Raw genomic sequence first — 23,610 nt, forward strand, 5'->3', positions numbered from 1 at the left:
TCAAAATTGCGTCCTATGAGCAAGGATATATCGTATGATTGCAACGGTTCAGATTTGATGTTAGTCAGCAATCCAAATTTAAGACTATGGACCATGGACCATGGACCATGGACCATGGACCATGGACTATGGACTATGGACTATGGACTATGGACTAAAACCAAGAAAGCAGTTGGTCTATGGTCCGTGGTCCATAGTCCTTCCACAGGAGGATTTTTATGTCAGAGGTCAGGATCGGTGTCATCGGCGGAAGCGGGCTTTACGAGATGGACGGTTTGAAAAAACTGGAAGAAAAATGGATTGATACTCCTTTTGGAAAACCTTCCGACGCCGTTATTATTGGGGAACTCGAAGGACAAAATGTTGCTTTTTTACCTCGCCACGGTCGCGGTCATCTTTTTAATCCTTCCGAAATCAATTTCCGCGCCAACATTTACGCCATGAAAGTTTTAGGCGTGCAAAATATTCTTTCCGTGAGCGCGGTCGGTTCGATGAAAGAAAAAATTGCGCCGGGGGATATTGTTTTGGTCGACCAATTTATTGACAGAACGCGCGACCGTCCTTCCACTTTTTTTGAAAAGGGAATTGTAGCGCATGTCAGTTTTGCCGATCCGGTTTGCCCGTCTCTTTTCAATCTCGTTTATGAGTCGTCAAAGGGAATCAAAGCCAAGATCCACAAAGGCGGAACCTATATTTGCATTGAAGGGCCGATGTTCAGTTCCCGTGCTGAATCCAAACTCTACCGCTCTTGGGATGTGGATGTGATTGGCATGACCAATTTGCAAGAAGCAAAGTTGGCCAGAGAGGCTGAAATTTGTTATACCACTTTGGCGCTGTCGACCGATTATGACTGCTGGCATGAATCAGAAGAAGCGGTGGATGCCTCGATGGTTTTGGAGACCATGAACAAAAATGTGGTGACGGCCAAAAAAATAATTCGTGAAACGGTGAAAAATATGGTTCAGAAGAAAAAATGCGGCTGTGGCGATGTGCTGAAATACGCCATTATCAGTGATCCCAGAAAGATCGGGCCCGAGGTGAAAAAACGCCTCGCTCCGATCATCGAAAAATATATCTAAGCGAGTACGTAACAAAATGGAAAGTATAGGGTCTTATCTAAAACGTCAGCGGGAGATGCGCAAAATTGGTCTTGAGGAAATTTCTCAAGCCACCAAAATCAGCATGAAGTGCCTTATGGCAATTGAAGCCGACGATTTTAATTCGCTTCCGGGATTTGTTTTCGCCAAAGGGTTCATCCGTTCCTACGCAAAAGCGATTGGGCTTGATGATGAAGAGGCCATTTTGCATTTTGAGGATTATCTTGAAACCGTTTTGGACAGTCCCCACCGAAAAAAAGAACGCTTTCGCTGGTTGCACACGGGTGGTCTTCAATTAAAACCGTGGGCCTTTTTTATACTGTTATTGGTGATCGTTGTTGTAATAGCCTATCTGTCATCGTGACCAAGCAAGACAAAGCCATTATTTTAAAAAATCATAAATACGGGGAATCGGATCTGATTGTCTCTCTATTCACACCGCAAAGAGGCAAATGGAAAGGATTTGCAAAGGGGGCGAGGCGTTCCAAAAAACGGTTCGGTGCTGGTTTGGAAATGGGATCTCACATCCAGATTGCCTACGAAGAAAAACCAAACAGGGATTTGGCTCTCTTGAAGGAAGCTTCCTTTATTACTTTCAACCCGAAATGGCGCTCATCGTGGGAAGCGATTGCGGTGGCTAGTTATGCGTTGGAGCTTGTTTATAAACTTTCTCCGGAACATCAGGAATCGTCAAAAAAATTTCTTCTGCTTGAAGATTTTCTTTCCCGTTTGGAGGTGGCTTCCGCCGTGGAGCTTCTCTTTTCCTTTCAAAAAGAATGGCTTCATCTTTCGGGGTGGGGGAGCGAGTTGGATTGTTGCGCGCTGTGCGGTCGCGTTTGGGAAAACAGGGAGAACTCCTCCCAACTTCAGGACGTTTTCGACCATTACTGGCAACATCTGTTGGATAAACCCCTTTCCTCAAGAAAGTTGCTAGCAGAGGCCGTTTTGTTGTAGAAAAAACCTATGCCACTGGAACCCTTTGACCAAGAAGAAACGATTTATAAAAAGATTCGGCCCTATATTGTCGTTTCTCTGCTGGTCCATCTTTTGCTCCTTCTTTTATTTGAGAAAATTCCCGAGTCTGTGACTCTTCCCACTCCGGGAAAAGAAGCCCCGATTTGGGTCGATTTAAAACAGCAGAAATACCAAATTGCGGATATCGACAAACCGGCGGAGGAAAAACGTCCCGACAAAAGTCAATTTTTGGGAATGTATGACAGCGCTGTTCCCGAAGAACAAGTCGCGGCAAAGCAGGGGAGGGACAGGACAATGGACCATGGACAACGGACCATGGAACAAAAATCAAAAATCAAAAATCAAAAATCAAAAACGAAGAACGAAGAACAAAGAACAAAGAACGAAAAACCAAGAACCAAGAACCAAGAACCAAGAACAAAGACCCAAGAACCGCCTCTGAAAGATTTATACAAATTTGACAAAGAATCTTTTACAACTCCCGCACCGCAAAAGAGCGCGCCCAAAACAATGGCGAGTGGAAGTCCGTCGTCTGCTTTGCCCGATGATTTCTATCCCGATTACAAAAAAGGAAGTCGCACTTATCTGAATGTGCTTCGCTATCCCGACATCCAATATTTCGTGTTGTTGAAACGGGTTTTCAAAACGACCTTTGATCCGATCGGCGCTTTGCGCGCGGCCTTTACCAATAATCAAATTACACGCGGTTCCGTCGAAACGGTTTTGGGTGTGACGCTCGATGCGAAAGGAAATTTGGCAGAACTTTTCGTTTTCAAAAGCTCAGGCATCAGTGAATACGACCAAGAAACCCTGCGCACCATCCGCGCCTCCGCTCCCTTCTCAACTCCCCCCCAAAAACTTCTAGACGCCGAAGGCGTCATCCGCATGAGCTGGACCTTTACGGTGTATCTGTAGCATATAAAATAATTTGATTTTTATATAAATTTTTTATATACTATGAACATGTTGGATTTATTAGTGAAATCTGTTGTTCGCCGTAAAATTGTTGGGCTGTTTGCTCTAAACAATAATCATTCATTCTATCCCCGTCAGGTTGCGTTGGCGATTGATGAATCGCCCCATGCCGTTGGTTTAGAGCTTCGGTTTCTTTGCAAAGGCGGGCTTTTGAAAAGTGCGCCGGAAGGGGGGCGCACCTATTACCAGTGGAATGAAGCTTATCCTTTTGCGGAGGCGTTGCAGAGGATTGTCGCGAAAATGCGTGAAAGGGGTGCCAAGGAATTCGTTTTGCTACCGGATATTGCCCAGCGCAAAAGGCTCGAAGAAAATCTGAAAAGGGTTTTGGAAGATCTCAAGAAATTTTATGATCCCGACAAAGTCATTTTATTTGGGTCCGTCGCAAGCGGGGCCATCGGTCCCCACTCGGATATTGACCTTGTCATCATCAAGAAAACAACACTGCCTTATTTCAAAAGAGTACGGCAGTTGACGGAACTACTGCGCTACGATGTTGACATTGATTTTTTTGTCTATACCCCGGATGAGTTTGACGAGGTGTCAAAACAAAAGCGGTTTTTCCGGCAGGAAATTCTGAAAAAGGGAAAAATAATTTATGAAAAAGCCGCATGAAAACTGGTTTTATTTTGCAAATCAGGATTTGGCTTTTGCAAAAGGCGGCCTGCGGGATGGTTTTTTTGCCCACGTTTGTTTCCTGTCGCAACAGGCGGTCGAAAAATCAATGAAAGGTTATCTTGTTTTTCAGGGAAAGGATTATCCCAAAACGCATGGCCTGATGACATTGCTTCGGCTGATGGATGTGGACTGGCTGGAGGAGCATCGTGTTTCCTTGAAAAGACTCTCCGAATTTTACGTTCCCCTGCGATACCCCGATGCCATTGCGGGTTCATTGCCTGAAGGTCTTCCTGACAAAGAAGATGCCGGAGATGCTTTTGAATGGGCCACCGCAATTGTTGAGACGATAGAAGCTCATCTCGTTTAATTTTTTATTTCAGGAATCAACACCGTATCTTTCTTCCAAACCGCATCTGGTTTGGGGTAGTCGGTATTATAATGAAGGCCGCGGCTTTCTTTTCTTTGCAGGGCGGATTGAATAATCAGGCTGGCTACCAAACTTAAATTGCGGAGCTCCAGAAGATTTTTGCTCAACTTGAAATTCCAATAATATTCGTTGATCTCCTCCAACAAAAGTTTGATCCGTTTGTCGGCCCTTTCCAGACGCTTGTTGGAGCGGACGATGCCCACATAATTCCACATCAGTGTGCGAATCTCTTCCCAATTTTGTGTGATCACCACTTCTTCATCAATATCGGTCGCCTGTTTTGAATCCCACGGTTGGATTTCCTCGGTGAGTCTTTTCTCTTTTATTTTTTGAATTGCATCTGTAGCCGATGCGGCGGCGCTAGCCGCGCTGGCGGCAAACGATGCCGCTTCCAAAAGAGAATTGCTTGCGAGGCGATTCGCGCCGTGCAGTCCCGTGTGGGCCACTTCTCCGCAGGCGTAAAGCCGTGAGAGAGTTGTTTGACCTTGAAGATCGGTGACCACACCGCCGCAAAAATAGTGGGCCGCCGGCACAACCGGAATGGGTTGCTTTGTGATGTCGATGCCAAACTTAAGACAGGTTTGATAAATTGTGGGGAATCTCTCGCGGATAAAACCGGCAGGTTTGTGCGAAATATCAAGCCACACATGAGGATCACCGCGTTTTTTCAATTCATGATCGATGGCTCGGGCGACAATGTCGCGCGTGGCAAGTTCTCCGCGCGGATCATATTTTTTCATGAAGGGTTCGCCGTTCAATAATTTCAACACGCCCCCTTCGCCGCGCAGGGCTTCTGAAATCAGAAAATTTTTCGCCTGAGGATGATAAAGACAGGTCGGGTGAAACTGCACAAATTCCATGTTGGCCAACGTGCAAGAGGCTCTCCAAGCCAAAGCCATTCCATCTCCGGAGGCGGTGTCGGGATTGGTGGTATAAAGATAAACTTTTCCAGCGCCACCAGTTGCGAGCAATGTGATCTTGGACTGAAACGTTTTGATTTCATTCGTCTCGGTGTTGAGCACATAGGCCCCGTAACACTGATTCGATTTATTTTTTTGGGAAGAGGGGAGATGGCGGTTGGTGATGAGGTCCACTCCCATGTGATGTTCAAAAATCCGGATGTTGGGATGGTCTCTGCAAGCTTTGACCAATGCTTTTTCAATTTCGAAACCCGTGGCGTCGGCGGCGTAAACCACGCGCGGGAAACTGTGTCCCCCTTCCCGCGTTTGCGCCACATGACCCGTCGGATTTTTTGTGAAGGCAACACCGATGCGAATCAACTCCTTAATTTGCACCGGCGCATTTTGCACCACATGACGAACCACATTTTCATGACAGAGCCCGGCTCCTGCCTGAAGTGTGTCATGAATATGATTTTCAAAAGAATCTTTCGGATCGAGAACGGCGGCAATGCCGCCTTGAGCGCGCGCCGTGGTGGCTTCGCCAATCTTCCCTTTTGTGATGATCGTCACGGAGCCGTGTGGCGCAACTTTGAGCGCATAGTAGAGTCCCGCCAATCCGCTACCTAACACCAAAAAATCAGTTTGAATCATGGCTCGTGCCTCTAACACAAAGCTTAAAATTTTGTCTCTTTTAATTTTATCCTATTTTATGTATTCAATCAGAGCATATTTCATATTGTCATCCTGAACACATTCGCTTTGCTCAGGGTAAACTCCGTGAAGGATCTGCTTGATAACAAATTGGATTCTTCGCGGAGTTTACCCTGAGCCCGAGCAGATTCTTCGCTTCGCTCAGAATGACAAAGCGAAGGGCTCAGAATGACAGGTTTCTGAACGATTTATTTGTGAGATATGCTCCAAGAAATATGCGACTTACTTTAAGCCAGCGATTTTTTAATCTTCCCAATTACATCACGATGGGGCGTTTTGTCGCCGTCCCCATATTAATGGTGATCATGATATTTATGGATGATCACAACCCCGCAAAAATTCTCCTGAACGTAAAACTGAGTAATGCCGCCGCTATTATTTTTATCCTCGCGATGGTTTCCGATATGGTCGACGGATATTACGCCAGAAAATACAAACTCATCTCCACTTTCGGTCAATTTTTTGATCCCTTGGCCGACAAACTTCTTTTTTTGGTGGCGATGATTTTTATGGTGCAGTTGGGGCGCATCCCCGCGTGGATCGTTTGCATTTTTTTGTCGCGCGAAGTGATCGTAACCGCCCTGCGGGGTGTGGCAATTGATGAAGGCGTGATGATTGCCGCCAGTCATTGGGGCAAATACAAATCAGCCCTCGTCAGCACTGCCACCGTGGGACTGCTGATTCACTACCCACTCTTTGGAATTAATTTCAGAATGATTGCATGGGTGTTCATCTGGCCAGCACTCGCTTTGTCGCTCGGCTCCGGCGTAGAATACACCGTGGGCTTTGTGCGTGCATTGAAGAAACTAAAACAGTGAATTTTCGAGGCCGACACTGTCGGAGCCGACATTGTCGGAGCCGACTTGACTTTCCTGATAAATATCTTTAGTTTCAAATTATGACCAAGATTAAAATCTGCAAAGAAAAGGATTGCCATAACGCCCAGAGCACACAAGGGTTTTGCCGTCTTCACTATTTAAAAAACTGGAAAAAGGTACAGACCGAAAAAAGAGGCAAAGCGACCAAGAGTCTTAACCGCTATGTCGAGTCGATTTTGAAACGCTACCCGGACCGGTACATGGAGCAAATCAAAAAAGACATCCGCTCCAAAGATTTTGACGAAAAAGTGGAGTCCCAATTTGGTCTGGAAGATGAACCCATCATCGTTTTTGATCCGAACACAACCGACGAAGAGTTAAACAAAATCCTAGAAGACCTAAAAATCGAAAAAGGTTTCTAATTTTCAAGTCACCTATAAACACTCATGGTTTATCATTCCCGCGAAGGTGGGAATCCAGTAATGGGAGTGGTGGAAAATGCGTTTTTCATGATTGTCATCCTGAACGCAATGAAGGATCTACTTGATAATATTGGATTCTTCGCTTCGCTCAGAATGACAATTTGAAAATTTCAGCATTTTCCACCACTCCCGTAATTTCAAACACGTCTGGATTCCGGCCTTCGCCGGAATGACAAATGAAGGAAGATGCCTTTAAGATTTTTTGCGGGCGGTTTGGAAGAGGGTCCAGCTCATGAAGGCGAACATCAGTGTGGCGATGACATCTCCCCAGATTCCCTGTGCTTCACCCAAATGCCATTTTGCTCCCACATTTAATGCGTTGAATAGATTCGGTCCGAAACCCCGAAGGAAGGCATAGACAATGCCCATGATGGCGCCGCCCGCGATGAGGCCGGAACTGTAGAGAACGCCGGGACTTGTTTCGCTTTCTTCATTTCTGTGAGTCCGTTTTTTGACGAGCGCGTGAACCAATCCGCCAATCAGTATCGGAAGGGAGATAGAAAAAGGGAGATAAACTCCGACAGCAAACGGGAGAACTTCAACACTGCAAAGTTGGACAAAAACGCCGATGAAAACGCCAAACAGAACGAGATCCCACGGCAGGCTCTGGTTTAAAACTCCATCTATTATAATAGCCATCAACTGTCCTTTGGGCGCGGGAAGCGCTTCCGAACCAATACCGCCTCCCGTGGCGAGCCCCGCTTTGTGCATGCCAATCAACGTGATGCCTACAACAATAGAAGAGGCGATCACTCCGACCAGCAACGCCAGCTGTTGTTTATAAGGAGTGGCTCCGACGATGTAACCGGTTTTCAAATCTTGCGATGTGTTACCGCCGTTGGCCGCGATAATGCAAACAATGGCGCCGATACTCAAAGCCACCACGGCGTATTCTTTTCCATTCCATCCCAGTAAAACAAAAACAAGGCAGGTCAGCATCAGTGTGGTGATGGTCATTCCCGAAACCGGATTGGAAGAGGTGCCAATCAAACCAGTGATGCGTGAAGAAACGGTGCAAAAGAAAAATCCGAAAATAACAACGGCCAGCGAAGCGGCCATATGAGACCATTTCGAGCCCGGCAGAAAAGGGAGAAACGAAATAATAAAAACCATGAGCATGACTCCAATCAACGTAACTTTTGTTGGAAGATCACGATCGGTACGGAGTGTCTTGAGCGGTTGCACTTTTTCGGAAGTTTTAAGACCCTGCACTTCCTTGAAAAAAGTTTTCCAGATGGTTGGGAGTGTTTTAACAAGCGTGACAATGCCACCATAAACAACCGTACCGCCGCCGATATAGCGAATATAATTCGACCAAATTTCCATCATGCTCATCTCGCTGATGATCTTGGTGGCGGGGGCCATCGGGATAAAATCGAATTGACCAAAGAAACGGATCATCGGCATCAACACGAGCCACGCCAAAACACCGCCGGCCGCGGTGTAGCCCGCAATACGAGGGCCGATGATGTAACCCACACCCAAAAGTTCCGGCGTGATTTCCGCACTGACAATGGCACCACGCAACCAGTTCAAAGTAAAAGCAGGACTGTCTTTCCAGAGGCCGAAAATATTCATCAATAATTTGTAAAAAGAGGAAAAACCCAGACCCGAAAAAACGAGACTCGCCAACTTTCCGCCTTTTTCACCGGCGATCAACACATCGGCGCAGGCGGTTCCTTCGGGGTAGGGGAGCTTGCCGTGCTCTTGCACAATCAAATGTCGGCGCAAAGGAATCATAAATAAAACTCCGAGAACGCCGCCGATCAGTGTTAGGGTGAGAATGAGGAAGTAATCAAATTGGTATCCAAGAAAAATCAGGGCGGGGAGCGTGAAGGTAACCCCTCCAGCGATGGATTCACCGGCAGAACCGACCGTTTGCACAATATTGTTTTCCAAAATAGTCGATTGACCAAAACGTTTAAAGATGGCAATCGACAGGACGGAAATGGGGATGGAGGCGGCAACGGTGAGTCCCACTTTCAGACCCAGATAAACCGTGGAAGCTCCGAAAAGGATTCCAAAAAGAACGCCTAAAAAAACAGCTCTAAAAGTTAGTTCGCGAGTTGATTGGACAGCGGGCACATAAGGTTTGAAACGGGATTCGCTGGGAAACGTTGCTATCGCAGGCATGCAGAGGAGTTAACAAATTAGTACTTATGAGTCAATTACCGAAATCATACTTTATTAAAACCTTTGGGTGCCAGATGAATGAGCATGACTCGAAAAAGATCGCGGGTCTTTTGGCTCCTCTGGGTTATTTCCCCGTGGAAGTGTTGGAAAAAGCGGATTTGATTCTTTTTAACACCTGCACCGTTCGCGAAAAAGCCCACCAAAAGGCGTTCTCCGAAATTGGCAAAACTCTTTCTCTAAAAAATCAGGATCCGCGCATCATCGGCGTTTGCGGGTGTGTGGCGCAGGAAGAGGGGGCCAAATTATTGCACCGCTTTCCGTGGATTGATCTCGTTTTTGGTCCCGACCAAATTTATAAACTTCCGGATTTGCTCGATCTGGTGCGAAAAACAAAAAAACCGGCCCTCGCAACGGAGTTGATCAATCGTGCGGACGATTATCATTTTCTAGAGTCGATTCAGGCAACCAAACTTCATGGGCCGAGCGCTTTTGTCACCATCATGAAGGGGTGTAACAGTCGTTGCAGTTATTGCATCGTCCCAAAAGTGCGTGGCACAGAGGTTTACAGACCCGCGCGCGAAATTGTGCGTGAAGTTCAGTTTCTTGTGGAGAAAGGGTGTCGCGAAGTCATTCTGCTCGGTCAAAATGTGAATTCCTATCCCGGTTTTGCGAAATTACTTCGCACCCTTGCGGAGGATACCGACATCGAAAGAATTCGTTACACCTCTCCTCATCCCAAAGATGTGAAGGAAGATTTGATCGAGGAATATGCCACCAATTCCAAATTGTGCGCGCACATTCATCTGCCTCTTCAATCGGGATCCGATTCTGTTTTGAAAAGAATGCGTAGAGCCTACAACACCAAAACATTTCGGAGCAAAGTGGAGAGGCTGAGATGTGTTCGGCCCGGTATTGGAATCACCTCCGATATGATCGTCGGGTTTGCTCAAGAATCCGATGAAGAGTTTTCACAAACGATTGATTTTATAAAAGAAATCCAGTTTGACAACATTTATGCTTTTAAATATTCCCCGCGTCCAGATACCGAGGCGTTTGCTCTTGCCGATGATGTTTTGCGGGAAATTAAAGAGAGGCGCTTGGATCTGCTGTTGACTCTTCAATCCCAAATCACTTATGCCCGCCATCAACCTTTTGTTGGCACAACACAGACGGTATTGGTGGAAGGGTCAGATCGTTGTGAAAAAGGGTTTTGGATGGGCAGAACTTCCTGCCACAAAATAGTAAATTTTTCTGGTCAGGGGAATCTGCTTGGGGCTATAGTTGAAGTGAAGATAACCGAAGCGAATCCGAATTCTTTGAAAGGAAGGGTGATTGAAAATGGACAAGAAAACGCCGGACAAAAAAACACTGATTGAAATGCAGGTCACGGGGCTGACCATTGACCCCTTCACGAGCATGCCGATTGTGATTTTAAAAGATGCGGCGGAAAAATATGCCCTGCCAATCTGGATCGGTTTGATTGAGGCCTCCGCGATTGCCACCGAACTCGAAAAAATTCAGCTTTCGCGTCCGATGACGCATGATCTTTTGAAAGGTATTCTGGAACAGGTAGAGGTGATTGTCGAAAAAGTTTTAATCAGTGATATTTCGGACAATACTTTTTACGCCCAGATTTTTTTCAAGACAAAAGAGAAATCCTTCACGATGGATGCGCGTCCCTCCGATGCCATTGCACTGGCGCTCCGAACCAAATCCCCCATTTTTGTGGAAAAGGCGGTCATCGACAAATCTCGCAAGATTGATCTCTCCAAAGAAGGTGCGGGTTCAGAAGGCGCCAAACAGCAAAAATGGGCCGAAATTCTGGAAAACCTTACCCCCGAAGATTTCGGGAAATATAAAATGTGAATACAGTGGGTCAAATGGATGTCATCCTGAACCCTTCGCAATCATTGTCATTCTGAGCGAAGCGAAGAATCTGCTTGTGCTCAGGGTAAACTCCGTGAAGGATCTACTTGAGGATTCTTCGCTTCGCTCAGAATGACAAAGCGAAGGACTCAGCATGACAACCTTCAATAAACTATTTACGAGATGTGCTCCATGTACAAATCTTTTCGCGCCGCTGTTTTGAGGGAGAGTTTTATTTCCGCCGGTGATTCGGTATTGGTTGGTGTCTCCGGCGGTGTTGACTCGATGGTCCTTCTTTCCCTTTTACTTGAGTTGCAACAGGACATTGATTTTGCGCTCAGTGTGGCACACGTCAACTACGGTCTTCGCGGGGAAGAGTCGGATGATCAGGAAAAATTGGTGCGCGATTTTTGTCTCCGTAACTATTTGCGCTGTTTTTTTTCGAACCCAAAACTTTTTGAGACGCAAAAAGACAATCTTCAAAATGCGGCCCGGGATTTCCGTTATCATTATTTTTCTGAAATGGCTTTGGAGACAGGTGTCAACCGTGTTGCCGTGGCCCATCACAAGGAAGATCAAGTGGAGACCATCTTGGGGCATTTACTGAGGGGTTCCAGTTTGAAGGGGCTGGCGGGGATGCAGACGGTGAGAAAAATGCAAAATTCAAAAATCAAAGATCAAAATTTAATGTTGATTCGTCCTTTGCTTACTTTCAGCAAAGAAGAAATTAAAAAATATGCCGCGGAAAATAAAGTTTCCTATCTGGAAGACTCTTCCAATCTTTCCAAAGAATATTGGCGCAATCAGTTACGTCATGACTTGTTGCCGGTGCTTGAAAAATTAAGACCTAAAGCCTTTGACAAAATTGTCCAATTGGGGGATGACCTGCGCGAAGTCGCTGATTTTTTGACAATTACGGCCACAGATTGGCTCAAGGAATTTTCCAGAAAAGAAGAAGATGCTTTCTGGATGCCGCGTCCTCGGTGGGCAACTCTTCCAAGACCGCTTCGTCTGGAAGTGCTTCATCAAGCCGTGAAAATGTTCGCAACTAGTGAGCGAAGCGAACGAGAGGGGGAGGCTCCGACGGCTTTGCCGTTGGAGGGGGCGACGCGAGCCCCTGTAATAGTTTTGAAGGATTTAAAAAGAGATCATTTGGTTCGTTGTGAACAGATTGCGCTTGGTGAAAAACCGGAAGGTTATTACCATCTGCCGGCAGAATTAAGATTTGTGCGGCAGGGCGATTCGTTGCTACTTTCAAAAAGCTGTGTTAACTTGAGGTCAAACAAATGAAACAAAGACATAAAACATTAGCACTTTGGTTTTTGCTGGTTCTTCTGGCCATTGCCGTATTCCATTTTAGAAATCAAAATTTTATGGCCACCGTGCAGGAAATTTCTTTCAGCGATTTTATGGCCTCCATTCAGGCCAAACAGGTGGCCGAAGTCACCATTAAAGAAGATAATTACACCGGCCAATACAAACCCGATATCAATAAGGGCGCTTTTTTCAAAACGACCGGCCCCATGACGACCGATTCTCCTCTTATAAAGGAGTTGATGGATTCCGGTGCCAAGGTCAATTACCAGCGCCGTGAAGAAGTCTTCTGGCCGCAACTGCTGATCTCTTGGCTCCCCATGATTCTCCTCTTCGCTTTCTTTTTCTTTTCGATGCGCCAAATTCAGGTGGGGGGCGGCAGGGCGCTTTCTTTCGGACGCAGTAAAGCACGCCTGTTAAATGAAAATCAAAAACGAATGACCTTCAAAGATGTGGCCGGGGTGGAAGAGGCAAAAGAAGAACTTGAAGAAATTATCGCCTTTTTAAAAGATCCGAAAAAATTTACGCGACTCGGGGGACGTATTCCAAAAGGTGTTTTACTCATGGGTTCGCCCGGTACCGGAAAAACATTGCTTGCCCGCGCCGTGGCCGGAGAAGCCGGCGTTCCTTTCTTCAGTATCTCCGGTTCCGATTTTGTTGAAATGTTTGTCGGCGTCGGAGCCGCGCGTGTACGAGATCTTTTCGAACAGGGAAAAAAGAATGCACCGTGCATCGTTTTTATCGATGAAATTGATGCGGTGGGACGTCATCGTGGCGCGGGTCTCGGCGGTGGACATGATGAACGCGAACAAACGTTGAATCAGTTACTCGTCGAGATGGATGGTTTTGAATCGAATGAAGGAGTCATCATCATGGCGGCGACCAACCGCCCTGATGTGCTTGATCCGGCTCTGTTAAGGCCGGGTCGTTTTGACCGTCGTGTGATGGTGCCGCGTCCCGATGTGAAAGGGCGCGAAGAAATTTTGAAAGTCCACGCCCGCAAAACCAAAGTTGCCGCGGATGTTGAATTGGCAACCATCGCCAGAGGGACCCCGGGTTTCAGCGGGGCCGATCTGGAAAGTGTGGTGAACGAAGCCGCGTTGATCGCTTCCCGCTATAATAAGGAAGCGATTGAAATGATTGATTTTGAATTGGCAAAAGACAAGGTGATGATGGGGTCCGAAAGAAAGAGCATGATTATCAATGAAGAAGAGAAACGAAACACGGCGTTTCATGAAGCGGGACACACATTGGTGGCCAAAAAAATTCCGGGCGCAGATCCCATTCACAAAGTCACCATTATTCCTCGCGGTGCGGCGCTTGGTTTGACACAGCAGCTCCCGATTGATGATCGCTACACGCAAAACAGAAAATTCTGTGAAAGCAGTCTGGCTATTTTAATGGGTGGGCGCGCGGCAGAGAAACTTGTTTTTGAACAACCTACAACCGGAGCGGGAAACGATATCGAAAGAGCAACCGAGTTGGCCCGCAAAATGGTTTGTGAGTGGGGGATGAGCGAAGTGCTGGGACCTCTGGCTTTTGGTAAAAAAGAAGAGATGGTTTTTCTTGGAAAAGAATTTGGTCATCATCAGGATTACAGTGAAGAAACGGCAAAACAGATTGATGGGGAAATCAGAAGGCTCGTGACAACGGGTTACAATCAGGCGGAAGCCATTTTGAAAAAGCACCTGAAAGAACTCAACGCTTTGGCGGAAGCGTTGCTGGAACATGAAACGCTTAACGGTGAGCAGATTGACTGTGTGATTGCGGGAGATAAACTTCCTCCCATAACGAAGTCAATTCTTCCCCCCAGCGAGCCCACAGCTCCGGCGGTAGCGACTACCAAGGCAAAATCGGGTAAAGCAAAAATTTCCCCGGTGATGAAACCCGTCATCTCTTGAGGAAGAATGAATAATGGAAAATAAAATCAGCATCATGGGAGTTTTGAATGTGACTCCCGATTCCTTTTTTGACGGCGGAAAATTCAACACAACGGAAAAGGCGGTAGAGCATGCCTTGAAGATGATCGCCGATGGAGCAGATATTATCGATATCGGCGGTGAATCCACAAAGCCGGGTGCCAAACCTCTTTCTGTTGAAGAAGAAAAGAAAAGAATCATTCCGATTCTGCATAAGTTGAGGCAAGCCACTCAATGCCCCATCTCCATTGACACCACCAAATCTTTTGTTGCGGCCGCGGCCATCGATTTTGGCGCAACACTCGTTAACGATATCAGTGCGGGACAGTTTGATTCCGAAATGCTCCCTTTGGTTTCACGGTCCAAAGTCCGGATTTGTTTGATGCACATGCAAGGAACACCGGAAACCATGCAGAAAAATCCCCACTATAAAAATGTGGTGGAAGAGGTCAAAGTTTTTTTGCGCCAGCGCATGACGGCTTGTTTGGAAGCGGGCATTGAAAAAGAAAAAATCGTTCTGGATCCGGGTATTGGTTTTGGAAAGAGTGTTGAAGATAATTTGGCGTTGTTGAAAAATCTGGATCAATTTCAGGACCTCGGCTGTCCCATTTTAATCGGCACCTCTCGCAAATCTTTTATCGGTGCCCTGACCGGTGCCACCGTTGAAGACCGCCTTCCGGGAAGTCTCGCCACCCTTGCCGCGGCGGTTCAAAAGGGCGCGCAAATCGTCCGCGTGCACGACGTGGCAGAAACAAAACAGTTCCTCTCCCTCTTTGCCCAACTTTAGTCTGATTTTTTTTGACATTGTTTTCCCATTGAAAATGGGTACCATGGGACCATGAAATTTCGTTCTGTTTTTGCAAGTTATCCTGAAATCGAGCTTGCTTTTCAATACGGCTCCAGCGTTAAAAAAAGTCTGAGAAAGGCAAAGGATGTTGATATCGCCCTCCTTCTGAAAAAAATCCCTTCTGTGGAACGAAGATTGGATATCCAATCAGGGATTGCCGATTTGCTGACGAAGAAATTTAAAAAGCCGGTGGATGCTGTTCTTCTAAACAGGGCCAGTCCTTTTCTGGCTCATCAAGTTATAAAATACGGAAAGCTTTTGTTTGGGAAAAAATCCAGAGCGCGGGATTTTATTGTCAAAACCCTCACCCGTTATTTTGATGTCCTTTTGTTTCACCGTTTTTTTCTGGAACGTTTGGAAAAACGTTTGGGGGTTCAATCCGATGACAGATAAATCTCTTGTGCAACGCAAACTGACCCTTCTTCAAAACAAAAAGAAAGAAATAGAGGGCTATGATATTTCCAGTTTGAAGGATTTCAGAAAAAAAACGTACATGCAGAAGGCTGTGGAAAAAATGCTTCAGGAAATGGTCGAAATATGTGTGGATGTTGCAAAACACATTATTGCCGATGAGTCGTTGCGCATTCCAGACGACGCCAAAGATGCCTTCGCTGTTTTGCATGAAAAAGGAATCTTGTCTTTGAAATGTGAAAAGATACTCCAAAAAATGGTTGGTTTTCGCAATCTCATCGTTCATCTTTATGAAAGAGTGGATATGGAAATTGTGTACGGTATTTATAAAAACCATCTTGGAGATTTTGATTTTTTCTCGAAGGAAATATTGAAATTCCTGCGTCAGTAAATCCTATCGTTTTTTGGGGCGAAAGAATGCCCCTTTACTCGCCTGCAAACCGCATAAATTTTTTTTGCAACTTTTTTTGAATGGTGCCGATACATCGGTTGGAAATAACAATTGTCATGTCTACAACCTTACCCTGAGTATTCACTGGTGAACAGTTAGCGAGTTTCGATGCGTTTTATTCCGCCATTTCAACCGGTGTGTGGGGAGAAGAAACGCCGTCCGCGCTGGCCCAAATTGGAGCCGCCCTTGCGACCTCCGGTGTAACTACCGACACCTATTTTTCTCTGGTGGATCAATATACAAAAGCCGTTGTCGCTCGCGATGGAGCGGCGCAGTACCAATTGTTGAAACGGATTGCAGATGGCATTTCAAGTATGGCTTATGAAAACGCCCGCAAACAACTTTCATTCCGTGTCCGTCGCTTTGCCGAACATCCTGATTTTTCTTTTCTCCGTGATAACCTTCGTGTTGAAGATCGTGCCGTCCTTACTTTGGGAGGACTTCAAAGAAAACCGGAAGTGGGGATGCAGGCGTCTTCTGGAAGAAAACTACCCATCGACGATGCAACTTTTGCCCGACAAATCCTTGAGCGTCAGATGGAACCCGGTGCAAAACCTCTTGAAAGGGGCGATCCTCTGTATGAGCGCCTATTAGGTGTCATCGATCGTCAGGTTATAAAATGGCCAGCTATTTATAAAATTCCAGAATTGGATACTATTTGGAGAAGAATAAGACGAGGGTTTCCTGTCTCTTCTGCCAGATTCTATACTTTCGTGAGTTCTAGTTATGCTGTGGGTATAGCAAAGAATGGTTATGATCCGCATAAATTAACGGACATAAAACTTGACGGATTAATAGATGGCTTAAAAGAGGCATGGAAATTTGAACGTCGTCCCGACTTTGAAAAAATGAGGGGAACAGGAGAGAAAATTACCGATAAAGATTTTCAGCGAGGCGCTGTATTCTTCAAGCTGACTTCTACGCCAGAAGGAACGCACATATCCCAATTTACAAATTATGGCCTGCCCAATAATAATGAAGAAGTTGTTATAAGTCTGGAACACGAAATGCCCATGCTGATATTTTTAACCTTTTTGGCCGCAACGCCGGGTTATGCTTACTCTGGTGATTATGAATTTGCGATTATGAGGAATGGGACGGCCCTTTTTAATAAAATGGTCCAACGAATGACACAGGAGGTATCAACAAGAGTTGTCGTTCATTCTTTTCCCAACACGCCTGCGGCAAGAAGAAGTGTTAATGGGAGTGGTGGGAAATGGTTTGGTATGAGTTGAAGTTATGACTGGGAGATTTCATTTTGTTTGGCAATAAAGCATAAAATAAATTTCTTCTGGCCGTTGTTTAATATATGTTTGCCGGCGCCCTCTATTTTGAAAAGGCTCCACACTGTGCTATTTTCCCCTCCATCATGTCACTCAAACAGGAGGGAAAAACCATGACTTTTTTAGAAACCGACATCAACGAACTCGTTTCCGCAAACCACCCTTACCGTAAGATACTGGAGCTTGTTGATTTTAGGGAGCTGACGAAAGAATTACGGAAGTGTTATTCCAAAATGGGGAGAGGCGGTTACCCCGTTGAAAGTGGATTCAAGGCCTTGTTGCTTCAATATATGGAAGATTTAAGCAATCGGGAAGCCCAGCGATTTTTGGAGGAGAATTTGTCAGGCAAATTATTTTGTGGATTTAATTTGAGAGAGCAAACACCCGAGCACACCTATTTTGTGGATTTACGACAGCGAATAGGGACGAAACGTCTGGCAGAATTATTTAATCGGGTACGGGAGGCGTTGATACGCAACGGGATGATCCGAGAGGTTTTTACGTTTGTGGATGCGACAAAGCTAATCAGCAAGATGTCGACATGGGATGAGAGGGACAAGGCGATAAAAGCGGGAGAGGAGAAATTCAATAATGCGGTGGCAGAGAAATATGCGCGAGACAAAGAGGCGCGATTTGGTTGCAAAGGGAAAGATAAATTTTGGTTTGGGCACAAGAAGAATATTTCAGTGGACATGACAAATGGTCTGATCAACAAGGTGGCCGTTACTCCTGCGAATGTACCGGACCATAAGGGGTTAAAACATATTTGTCCGAGGCAGGGGGCTGTTTTTGGGGACAAGGTATTTTCGCCAAAGTATTCACGGGATGAGATCAAGAGGCGGGGATGCCATTCTGGTGTGATACTGAAAAACAACATGAAAGAGAAAGATCGGGACAAGGATCGATGGCTGACGAAGGTGCGCATGCCCTATGAAGGAACCTTTGCCAGAATGAGGAAGCGAACGTGGTATTCTGGGGTGGCAAAAAATCAATTGGAGGCATTTTTAGAGGCACTTGTTTTTAATTTTAAGCGGCTGATTAAGATAGAAGCGCCTCCCCTTCAATTCACTTCCTGATGGATTCGTATGTCTGGATGTGAAAAATGCCCTATTTTTCAACGAGGGGAGGAGAAAAAAGGGCAACAAAAAAGAAAAAACAAAAAAATAATCCCTTGCGAAAAACTATCTCCAAACTTTTTAATCTATTTTTAATTCAGAGATCGTTTTCCACCAGTCCCTTGATTCGAAGATTGGCGGTCATGGACATTGTTCCCATTATTTTCGAACAACCTGTGAGGCGCGATGATATTGAAGGTTTGAGACGCGTGAGAGAAGAGGCGAACAAATATGGGACGATGGTTTTTGCCGACGAATCGGTTTATTCCTTAAGAGATGCCCAAACTGTTTTGGATGCCAAATCCGTAGGCGGTATCAATCTTAAACTGATGAAACACGGTGGTTTACTCGAAGCCATGCGCATTGCCGATTTTGCCCATGAACACGGATTGAAATTGATGATCGGGGGGATGGTGGAATCGCGTTTGGGAATGAGCGCCAGTCTCCATTTTGCCTTGGCAATAGGGGGCGATGTTGTCTGGTTTGATTTAGATACGCCCATGCTCATTGAAGGAGATCCTTTGAGTGGAGGCCTTCAATATACAGGTCCCTCCATGACACTTCCCCAATCCCCCGGAATTGGTGTTCAAACCCGGTAATTTTTTAAGCAACTTTTTTTTGCGGGATGACGATAATATCGGTGGAATATTAAAAATATAAAAACTAAGGAATAACAAATGGCTGAAATTGATGCTCCACGGGATGCAGGTGCAGGTCCAGTGAGATCCACTGCAGAAGGTGATGGAGCAGTCCCCCCGTCGCCTCCCGCTCCGGTTGTGGATTTTTTTGCTGATGGTGCGACATCGGGTGCTTATTGGTCACCCATCCAACCTTCGATTCCCCAACTTGAAGAAACGTCTCATACTTTTCAAAACAATGCCGTCGCCGCGTTTCAAAGGGGAGAATTCCAGCAAGCATCCAATCTTGCGAATGCGTCCATTGGAACTTTGCAACAGGCGCTACTTCAAAATCCGAACGAGGAAGTGACACTGAGAATTCAAGGCAACGCCATTGCCTCTGCGGAGCTGGAGGCTGTGGCAACTGCGAGACTAGGTGAGATAGACAACGCCCTCAGACAATTCAGTGTACGCGTCAATACCATTTTTCCTCCTCCCCAACTCCCCCGACAAGTCAGAGCGTGGTGGAGACTTGCAAAAGTTTTAATGTCCTTGGGAATGAAAAATGTTGCCGACAGTGCGTATCAACGGGCGCTGGGATCTGCACATGTTACCGGTGCCATTGGCGTTATGGACGCCATACTCGTTGATCAGGCGGCAAGACTTTTCGCAAACGGTTACGATGCGGAAGCCAGAGTTGTGATTATCAGTTTGATTGGCTTTCGTGATCGCACGAGGACTGGCGGTCCGTGGGGTCGCGCCGGAGATCCCAATGCCGCAAGAATACTCTTGTCGCAACTGGAACAAGCACGTTTGACTTTGCCTAATCCGGAAAGTGGTCGTTGGACTCCAACCGATACACCAGTCATCATTAATGGTCGATTAAGAGGTATTGCCGCTGATTTGTTAATGCGCGGCTTCCCGCAGTTTGCCGCCGAGATTCTTTCAAGACTTGCGAGATTTCAGGTGGATAAGCGCCAGCCACAGGCAAGCGATACAATTAACGCGGCCTGTGCGGCACAAGAGGATATTATAAGGGTAGTTGGAGACAAATCGGTCGGGGACCAACCAGCCGTTGCCGAGGCCAGAACAGCTCAAGCGAAGTTGCGTGCTCTTCAAGCCAATATTCAACAGGAAGAAACCCCTTTAAGAGTTTCAGATCACACTCGTTCTTCTGCAAAGGGCGATGCCGCCATGAGCGAAGGCACCAGAAGATTGGCCAACCATGATCCTTCTGCGCGCGATTTTTTTAGAAGAGCCGCAGATGCCTATGCAGAGGTAGGCAACTTTTGGACTGATGTTGGAAGACAGGACTTGGCGATTGAGGCACGCACATCACAGACAATAGCCAATGTTGCCGCCGAAAATAACTTGCCATCCTCTATTACGATCAACCTTGATATCTTTCTTGATGTCGTCAATCGTTTGTTCCCTGATCGAACTTTACCACAGGAACTACAGACGGCACGCGCACAAAGAGCGGATGCTGTTCTGAAGTTGGGAAGAAAAGCTTTTGCCGCCGGTAATCCTCGTTTCGCAATAGCGGCAATGGCGAAAGCCGCTTCGCTATACGGATATTTTAAATTTTATCGTCCACAGATTTCGGCCTTGGCTGAAACGGCTCAGGTTTATCTCTTCATGAGGGATATGGGTAACGCCACAAAATTTTTTCGACAGGCATTTGATTTGGTGCAGACTCAGACCACCGATCCAAACAGTGTAAAGAGAGCAGTCTTGGATCCGGCGCAAAAAGCGATTGATGCCTTTAGCCACACAAATCCGGATCATGCATCACTTGCCATGGCTCAATTAGTGGTAAATCGCGTTAGGGGATGGTTCCAAGAGATTCCAGTACAACCTCCACCCGTCAAACCTGTTCCTCAAGCATCGCCGGTGACGCCAATATTACCCATCCGTCAAGCCCCGCCGGAAACTCCCGCCACTACAGGGCAAACATTTTATGAAGGCAAAATGTTCAATCAAGCCATGGGCCAGTTTGCAACAGAAGCCATGGCGGCCGCGACTTCAGGCGATTATGCAACTGCAATATCGGCCATGGTGCAAAGCGTAAGGGCTGGAATTCGGGCGGACATTGTTTTGGTGTTGGCTGAAAACCCGCGAAAGGGGTTGTTCCGCAAAAAAAATTCCAATCCGGGCAGGGCTCGCTCTGCTCTTGGAAATTTTGATCAATTCCTTGCACAATATCCGGGTTTAAAATCTGCCGCACTGAATGCCCTTCGCTACATGCTTAGTTCGCCTGATGTGGCGAACCGTTTAGATGCTATTGAAGCGGACTATAAATTACCCAGAATGCAGGTTGCTGGAGAATTTATTGAAACCAAAGCCCCGCTTCGTCCACCTTCCGGAAAACCTCCATCCTCCGCGGGAAGTGCGAGTGCCGCAAAAAAAGGTGGCACTTCTGGTGAGCCCGATGGAAAAGTCGGTGGCGCAAAAGTTCAGCGCGTAGCGATTGCAGAGGGCGCATTGCAGATCACGGGATTGCTGGGGACCGCATACGTCGCCGCCGCTCTAAATATGAGGGGCTGGTTGAGCGATGATGGATTCACTGCCGCCGGTCTGGGTGGTGCAGGCATCGCATTTTACGCTTTTCCGATAGTGGGACCGCTTTCGGCGCTACTTGCCAGACAAGTTGCTGACCCTTTGGCCAGACTTGCAGATGAAGCTTCATCCCGTGTCGGAATTGAAAACCCTTATGGAAGGCTCGGAGTTCGAATTGCAGGTGAAGGAGCGGGTGGCTATGCTTTCTTTGTCTTTGTGAAAAAAATCCTCGAAATGAGATACGGAAAAAAAGCCGTTCATGCCTTTGATGAAGCCGCACGAGCACTGCTCAAAAGAGGCATGTTCGCAATCGGCGATGCCGGTCTGGCGACTGAAGCAAAAATTGCAACTGCAGGGTCGCGGATATTAACGGGAGGTAAGGTTTTTCTTGTTGGTGCTAGGGCATCGACAGGTGCGTTGGCAACAGGTGGAATATCTCTACTTGCTATGTTTCTTGGAGGTGGCTTGGATGCGAAAGACCAAATTTACATCGCAATGGGCGCAGATAGAGAGGAACGCCTGCAAAACCTGATAGACTGGGCCGAGGAAAATCTTTCAATCCATTGGGACGGACGAAAAGATGCGGGACGGGATGAGCGGTCCAAAAAATTCCTGACGCTGTATTTCAGTTACAAAACAGAATTTAAAAACGCTCAAGGCAAACCCAGCGAAGGCCTCGCTTCTGTCACAAAATCCTTTGTCACCGAGTTTCCTGAGTTAACCCAAATATTTCAGACGACGTGACTTCTCCTTGACGAGAAGGGGATGAAAAGTTACCTAATGGCCCCTCATGGCGGAAGAAAATGTTTATATAGAGCAGAGGCGAAAAAAAGTTGAGGAGTTGCGCGCGCAAAATGTTTCTCCGTATCCCCAAAATATAAAACCCACCCATACAGCGAAGCAGATTCTTGAGGCCCATGGCACAAAAGAGGGTCCGGAGTTGGAAGCGCTCAAAGAGGAATTCGCTATCGCCGGGCGGGTGCTGTTGCTCCGTTCGTTCGGAAAAGCGGCCTTTCTTAAAGTAAAAGATTACACGGGTCAGCTTCAAATTTACGTTGAAAAACCGGCTCTTGGCGATGAGAACTTTGAAATTTTCAAAAAAGTGGAGATGGGAGATTTCGTCTGGGCAAAAGGGACTCTTTTCAGGACTAAAACCAAGGAGCTGACCCTGAAGGCCACTCTGTTCAAAATTGCGTCCAAAACAGTGCGCCCCCTGCCTGAAAAATGGCACGGACTCAAAGATGTCGAATCCCGTTATCGTCAGAGATACGTCGATTTGATCGTCAACCCGGATGTGCGCAACGCTTTTATCATCCGCTCCAAAGTGTTGCAGGTGCTCCGCGATTTTTTTGTGAAACGGGATTTTCTGGAAGTGGAAACTCCGATGATGCACTCCATTCCGGGCGGTGCCACGGCCAAACCGTTTATCACGCATCATAACAAACTCGACATGCAACTTTTTCTGCGCGTGGCGCCGGAACTTTATTTAAAACGCCTCGTGGTGGGGGGACTCGAAAGAGTTTTTGAAATCGGCCGTAATTTCAGAAACGAGGGAATTTCCACACAACACAATCCCGAATTCACGATGCTCGAATTTTATCAGTCCTACGCGAATTTTGAAGACCTGATGCACTTAACCGAAGAACTTTTTGAACAGTTGGCGCGGAGCACCTTGGGGAAAACAGACGTGGCTTATCAGGAAGAAACGCTTCATTTTAAGGCGCCGTTTGCCCGCTTTACGATGAAAGAAGCGGTGCAGAAATTTGCACAGATTGATCCTTCCAAACTTTCGCCGGAAAAAATGGTTGATGTGTTTGAAGAAAAAGTGGAAGAAAAACTGATTCAACCGACCTTCATCACAGAATTTCCAATTGAAGTGTCTCCTCTGGCGCGGCGCAACGACGCAAATCCGAATGTCGCCGACCGCTTTGAACTTTTCATTTACGGGCGTGAAATTGCCAATGGTTTTAATGAACTCAATGACCCGGAAGATCAGGCAGGACGCTTCCGTGCGCAGGTGGAAATTTTGCACAAAGGAAATGAAGAGGCGATGCATTTTGATGCCGATTACATTCAGGCGCTGGAAATTGGTC

The 23,610-nt window shown here is 46.5% G+C and carries 23 protein-coding genes; 21 read left to right on the forward strand and 2 right to left on the reverse strand.

The window, feature by feature from the left end; translation table 11 throughout:
- The first annotated feature begins 15 nt into the window (after window positions 1-15).
- From HY877_08895 to HY877_08925, 7 genes are all read left to right on the forward strand, one after another.
- Window positions 16-279 (forward strand): hypothetical protein, encoded by a 264-nt coding sequence (locus HY877_08895; GenBank protein ID MBI5300387.1) that lies wholly within the window; start codon window positions 16-18, stop codon window positions 277-279.
- Window positions 219-1,079: an S-methyl-5'-thioadenosine phosphorylase gene (gene mtnP, locus HY877_08900; GenBank protein MBI5300388.1), complete on the forward strand. Its 861-nt coding sequence runs from the start codon at window positions 219-221 to the stop codon at window positions 1,077-1,079. The genes HY877_08895 and mtnP overlap by 61 nt, the downstream gene beginning before the upstream one ends.
- 16 nt (window positions 1,080-1,095) lie before the next feature.
- Window positions 1,096-1,461, forward strand: coding sequence for a helix-turn-helix domain-containing protein (locus HY877_08905; GenBank protein MBI5300389.1), 366 nt, complete (start codon window positions 1,096-1,098; stop codon window positions 1,459-1,461).
- Window positions 1,458-2,051, forward strand: a complete 594-nt coding sequence (recO, locus tag HY877_08910) for a DNA repair protein RecO (GenBank protein MBI5300390.1) — start codon at window positions 1,458-1,460, stop codon at window positions 2,049-2,051. Before HY877_08905 ends, recO begins: the two co-directional genes overlap by 4 nt.
- A gap of 9 nt (window positions 2,052-2,060) precedes the next feature.
- Window positions 2,061-2,987, forward strand: a complete 927-nt coding sequence (locus HY877_08915; GenBank protein MBI5300391.1) for a TonB family protein — start codon at window positions 2,061-2,063, stop codon at window positions 2,985-2,987.
- A gap of 63 nt (window positions 2,988-3,050) precedes the next feature.
- Complete coding sequence (locus tag HY877_08920) at window positions 3,051-3,659, forward strand: nucleotidyltransferase domain-containing protein (GenBank protein MBI5300392.1); 609 nt, start codon at window positions 3,051-3,053, stop codon at window positions 3,657-3,659.
- Window positions 3,643-4,029, forward strand: coding sequence for a HEPN domain-containing protein (locus tag HY877_08925; GenBank protein ID MBI5300393.1), 387 nt, complete (start codon window positions 3,643-3,645; stop codon window positions 4,027-4,029). Before HY877_08920 ends, HY877_08925 begins: the two co-directional genes overlap by 17 nt.
- On the opposite strand, the gene nadB is transcribed toward HY877_08925, so the two are convergent.
- On the reverse strand, window positions 4,026-5,642 hold the full coding sequence (nadB, locus tag HY877_08930; GenBank protein MBI5300394.1) for an L-aspartate oxidase: 1,617 nt from the start codon (window positions 5,640-5,642) through the stop codon (window positions 4,026-4,028). The two genes, HY877_08925 and nadB, sit on opposite strands and share 4 nt — an antisense overlap.
- A 275-nt stretch (window positions 5,643-5,917) precedes the next feature.
- Between nadB and pgsA the strand changes: the two genes are divergently transcribed.
- Window positions 5,918-6,520, forward strand: coding sequence for a CDP-diacylglycerol--glycerol-3-phosphate 3-phosphatidyltransferase (gene pgsA, locus HY877_08935; protein MBI5300395.1), 603 nt, complete (start codon window positions 5,918-5,920; stop codon window positions 6,518-6,520).
- An 80-nt stretch (window positions 6,521-6,600) separates the two neighbouring features.
- A complete protein-coding gene (locus HY877_08940; GenBank protein ID MBI5300396.1) occupies window positions 6,601-6,942 on the forward strand; it encodes a hypothetical protein in 342 nt (113 codons plus the stop codon).
- Between the two features lie 252 nt (window positions 6,943-7,194).
- Here the strand turns inward: HY877_08940 and HY877_08945 are convergent, their stop codons facing one another.
- Window positions 7,195-9,135 (reverse strand): oligopeptide transporter, OPT family, encoded by a 1,941-nt coding sequence (locus tag HY877_08945; protein MBI5300397.1) that lies wholly within the window; start codon window positions 9,133-9,135, stop codon window positions 7,195-7,197.
- A 74-nt stretch (window positions 9,136-9,209) separates the two neighbouring features.
- On the opposite strand from HY877_08945, the gene miaB reads away from it, so the two are divergent.
- The 12 genes from miaB to HY877_09005 form a co-directional block, all read left to right on the forward strand.
- Window positions 9,210-10,511: a tRNA (N6-isopentenyl adenosine(37)-C2)-methylthiotransferase MiaB gene (miaB, locus tag HY877_08950; GenBank protein ID MBI5300398.1), complete on the forward strand. Its 1,302-nt coding sequence runs from the start codon at window positions 9,210-9,212 to the stop codon at window positions 10,509-10,511.
- Window positions 10,474-11,001 (forward strand): bifunctional nuclease family protein, encoded by a 528-nt coding sequence (locus HY877_08955; GenBank protein MBI5300399.1) that lies wholly within the window; start codon window positions 10,474-10,476, stop codon window positions 10,999-11,001. Before miaB ends, HY877_08955 begins: the two co-directional genes overlap by 38 nt.
- Window positions 11,002-11,193: 192 nt before the next feature.
- The gene (gene tilS / locus HY877_08960) at window positions 11,194-12,291 is read left to right on the forward strand and encodes a tRNA lysidine(34) synthetase TilS (GenBank protein MBI5300400.1); all 1,098 of its coding nucleotides are present in this window, start codon (window positions 11,194-11,196) and stop codon (window positions 12,289-12,291) included.
- Window positions 12,288-14,216: an ATP-dependent metallopeptidase FtsH/Yme1/Tma family protein gene (locus tag HY877_08965; protein ID MBI5300401.1), complete on the forward strand. Its 1,929-nt coding sequence runs from the start codon at window positions 12,288-12,290 to the stop codon at window positions 14,214-14,216. The genes tilS and HY877_08965 overlap by 4 nt, the downstream gene beginning before the upstream one ends.
- Before the next feature lie 34 nt (window positions 14,217-14,250).
- Window positions 14,251-15,021, forward strand: coding sequence for a dihydropteroate synthase (folP, locus tag HY877_08970; protein MBI5300402.1), 771 nt, complete (start codon window positions 14,251-14,253; stop codon window positions 15,019-15,021).
- Between the two features lie 51 nt (window positions 15,022-15,072).
- Complete coding sequence (locus tag HY877_08975; protein ID MBI5300403.1) at window positions 15,073-15,474, forward strand: nucleotidyltransferase domain-containing protein; 402 nt, start codon at window positions 15,073-15,075, stop codon at window positions 15,472-15,474.
- On the forward strand, window positions 15,464-15,883 hold the full coding sequence (locus tag HY877_08980) for a DUF86 domain-containing protein (GenBank protein ID MBI5300404.1): 420 nt from the start codon (window positions 15,464-15,466) through the stop codon (window positions 15,881-15,883). Before HY877_08975 ends, HY877_08980 begins: the two co-directional genes overlap by 11 nt.
- A gap of 197 nt (window positions 15,884-16,080) precedes the next feature.
- Window positions 16,081-17,178: a hypothetical protein gene (locus tag HY877_08985; protein ID MBI5300405.1), complete on the forward strand. Its 1,098-nt coding sequence runs from the start codon at window positions 16,081-16,083 to the stop codon at window positions 17,176-17,178.
- A gap of 161 nt (window positions 17,179-17,339) precedes the next feature.
- Window positions 17,340-18,302, forward strand: a complete 963-nt coding sequence (locus tag HY877_08990; protein ID MBI5300406.1) for a transposase — start codon at window positions 17,340-17,342, stop codon at window positions 18,300-18,302.
- A 26-nt stretch (window positions 18,303-18,328) separates the two neighbouring features.
- Window positions 18,329-18,940 (forward strand): hypothetical protein, encoded by a 612-nt coding sequence (locus tag HY877_08995; GenBank protein ID MBI5300407.1) that lies wholly within the window; start codon window positions 18,329-18,331, stop codon window positions 18,938-18,940.
- Window positions 18,941-19,018: 78 nt separating this feature from the next.
- Entirely contained in the window at window positions 19,019-22,261 is a 3,243-nt protein-coding gene (locus HY877_09000; protein MBI5300408.1) for a hypothetical protein, read from the forward strand.
- Between the two features lie 46 nt (window positions 22,262-22,307).
- Window positions 22,308-23,610: lysine--tRNA ligase (locus HY877_09005; GenBank protein ID MBI5300409.1), on the forward strand; the 1,303-nt coding region annotated here is incomplete at its 3' end.

The organism is Deltaproteobacteria bacterium (assembly GCA_016213065.1).
Classification (GTDB): domain Bacteria; phylum UBA10199; class UBA10199; order SPLOWO2-01-44-7; family SPLOWO2-01-44-7; genus JACRBV01.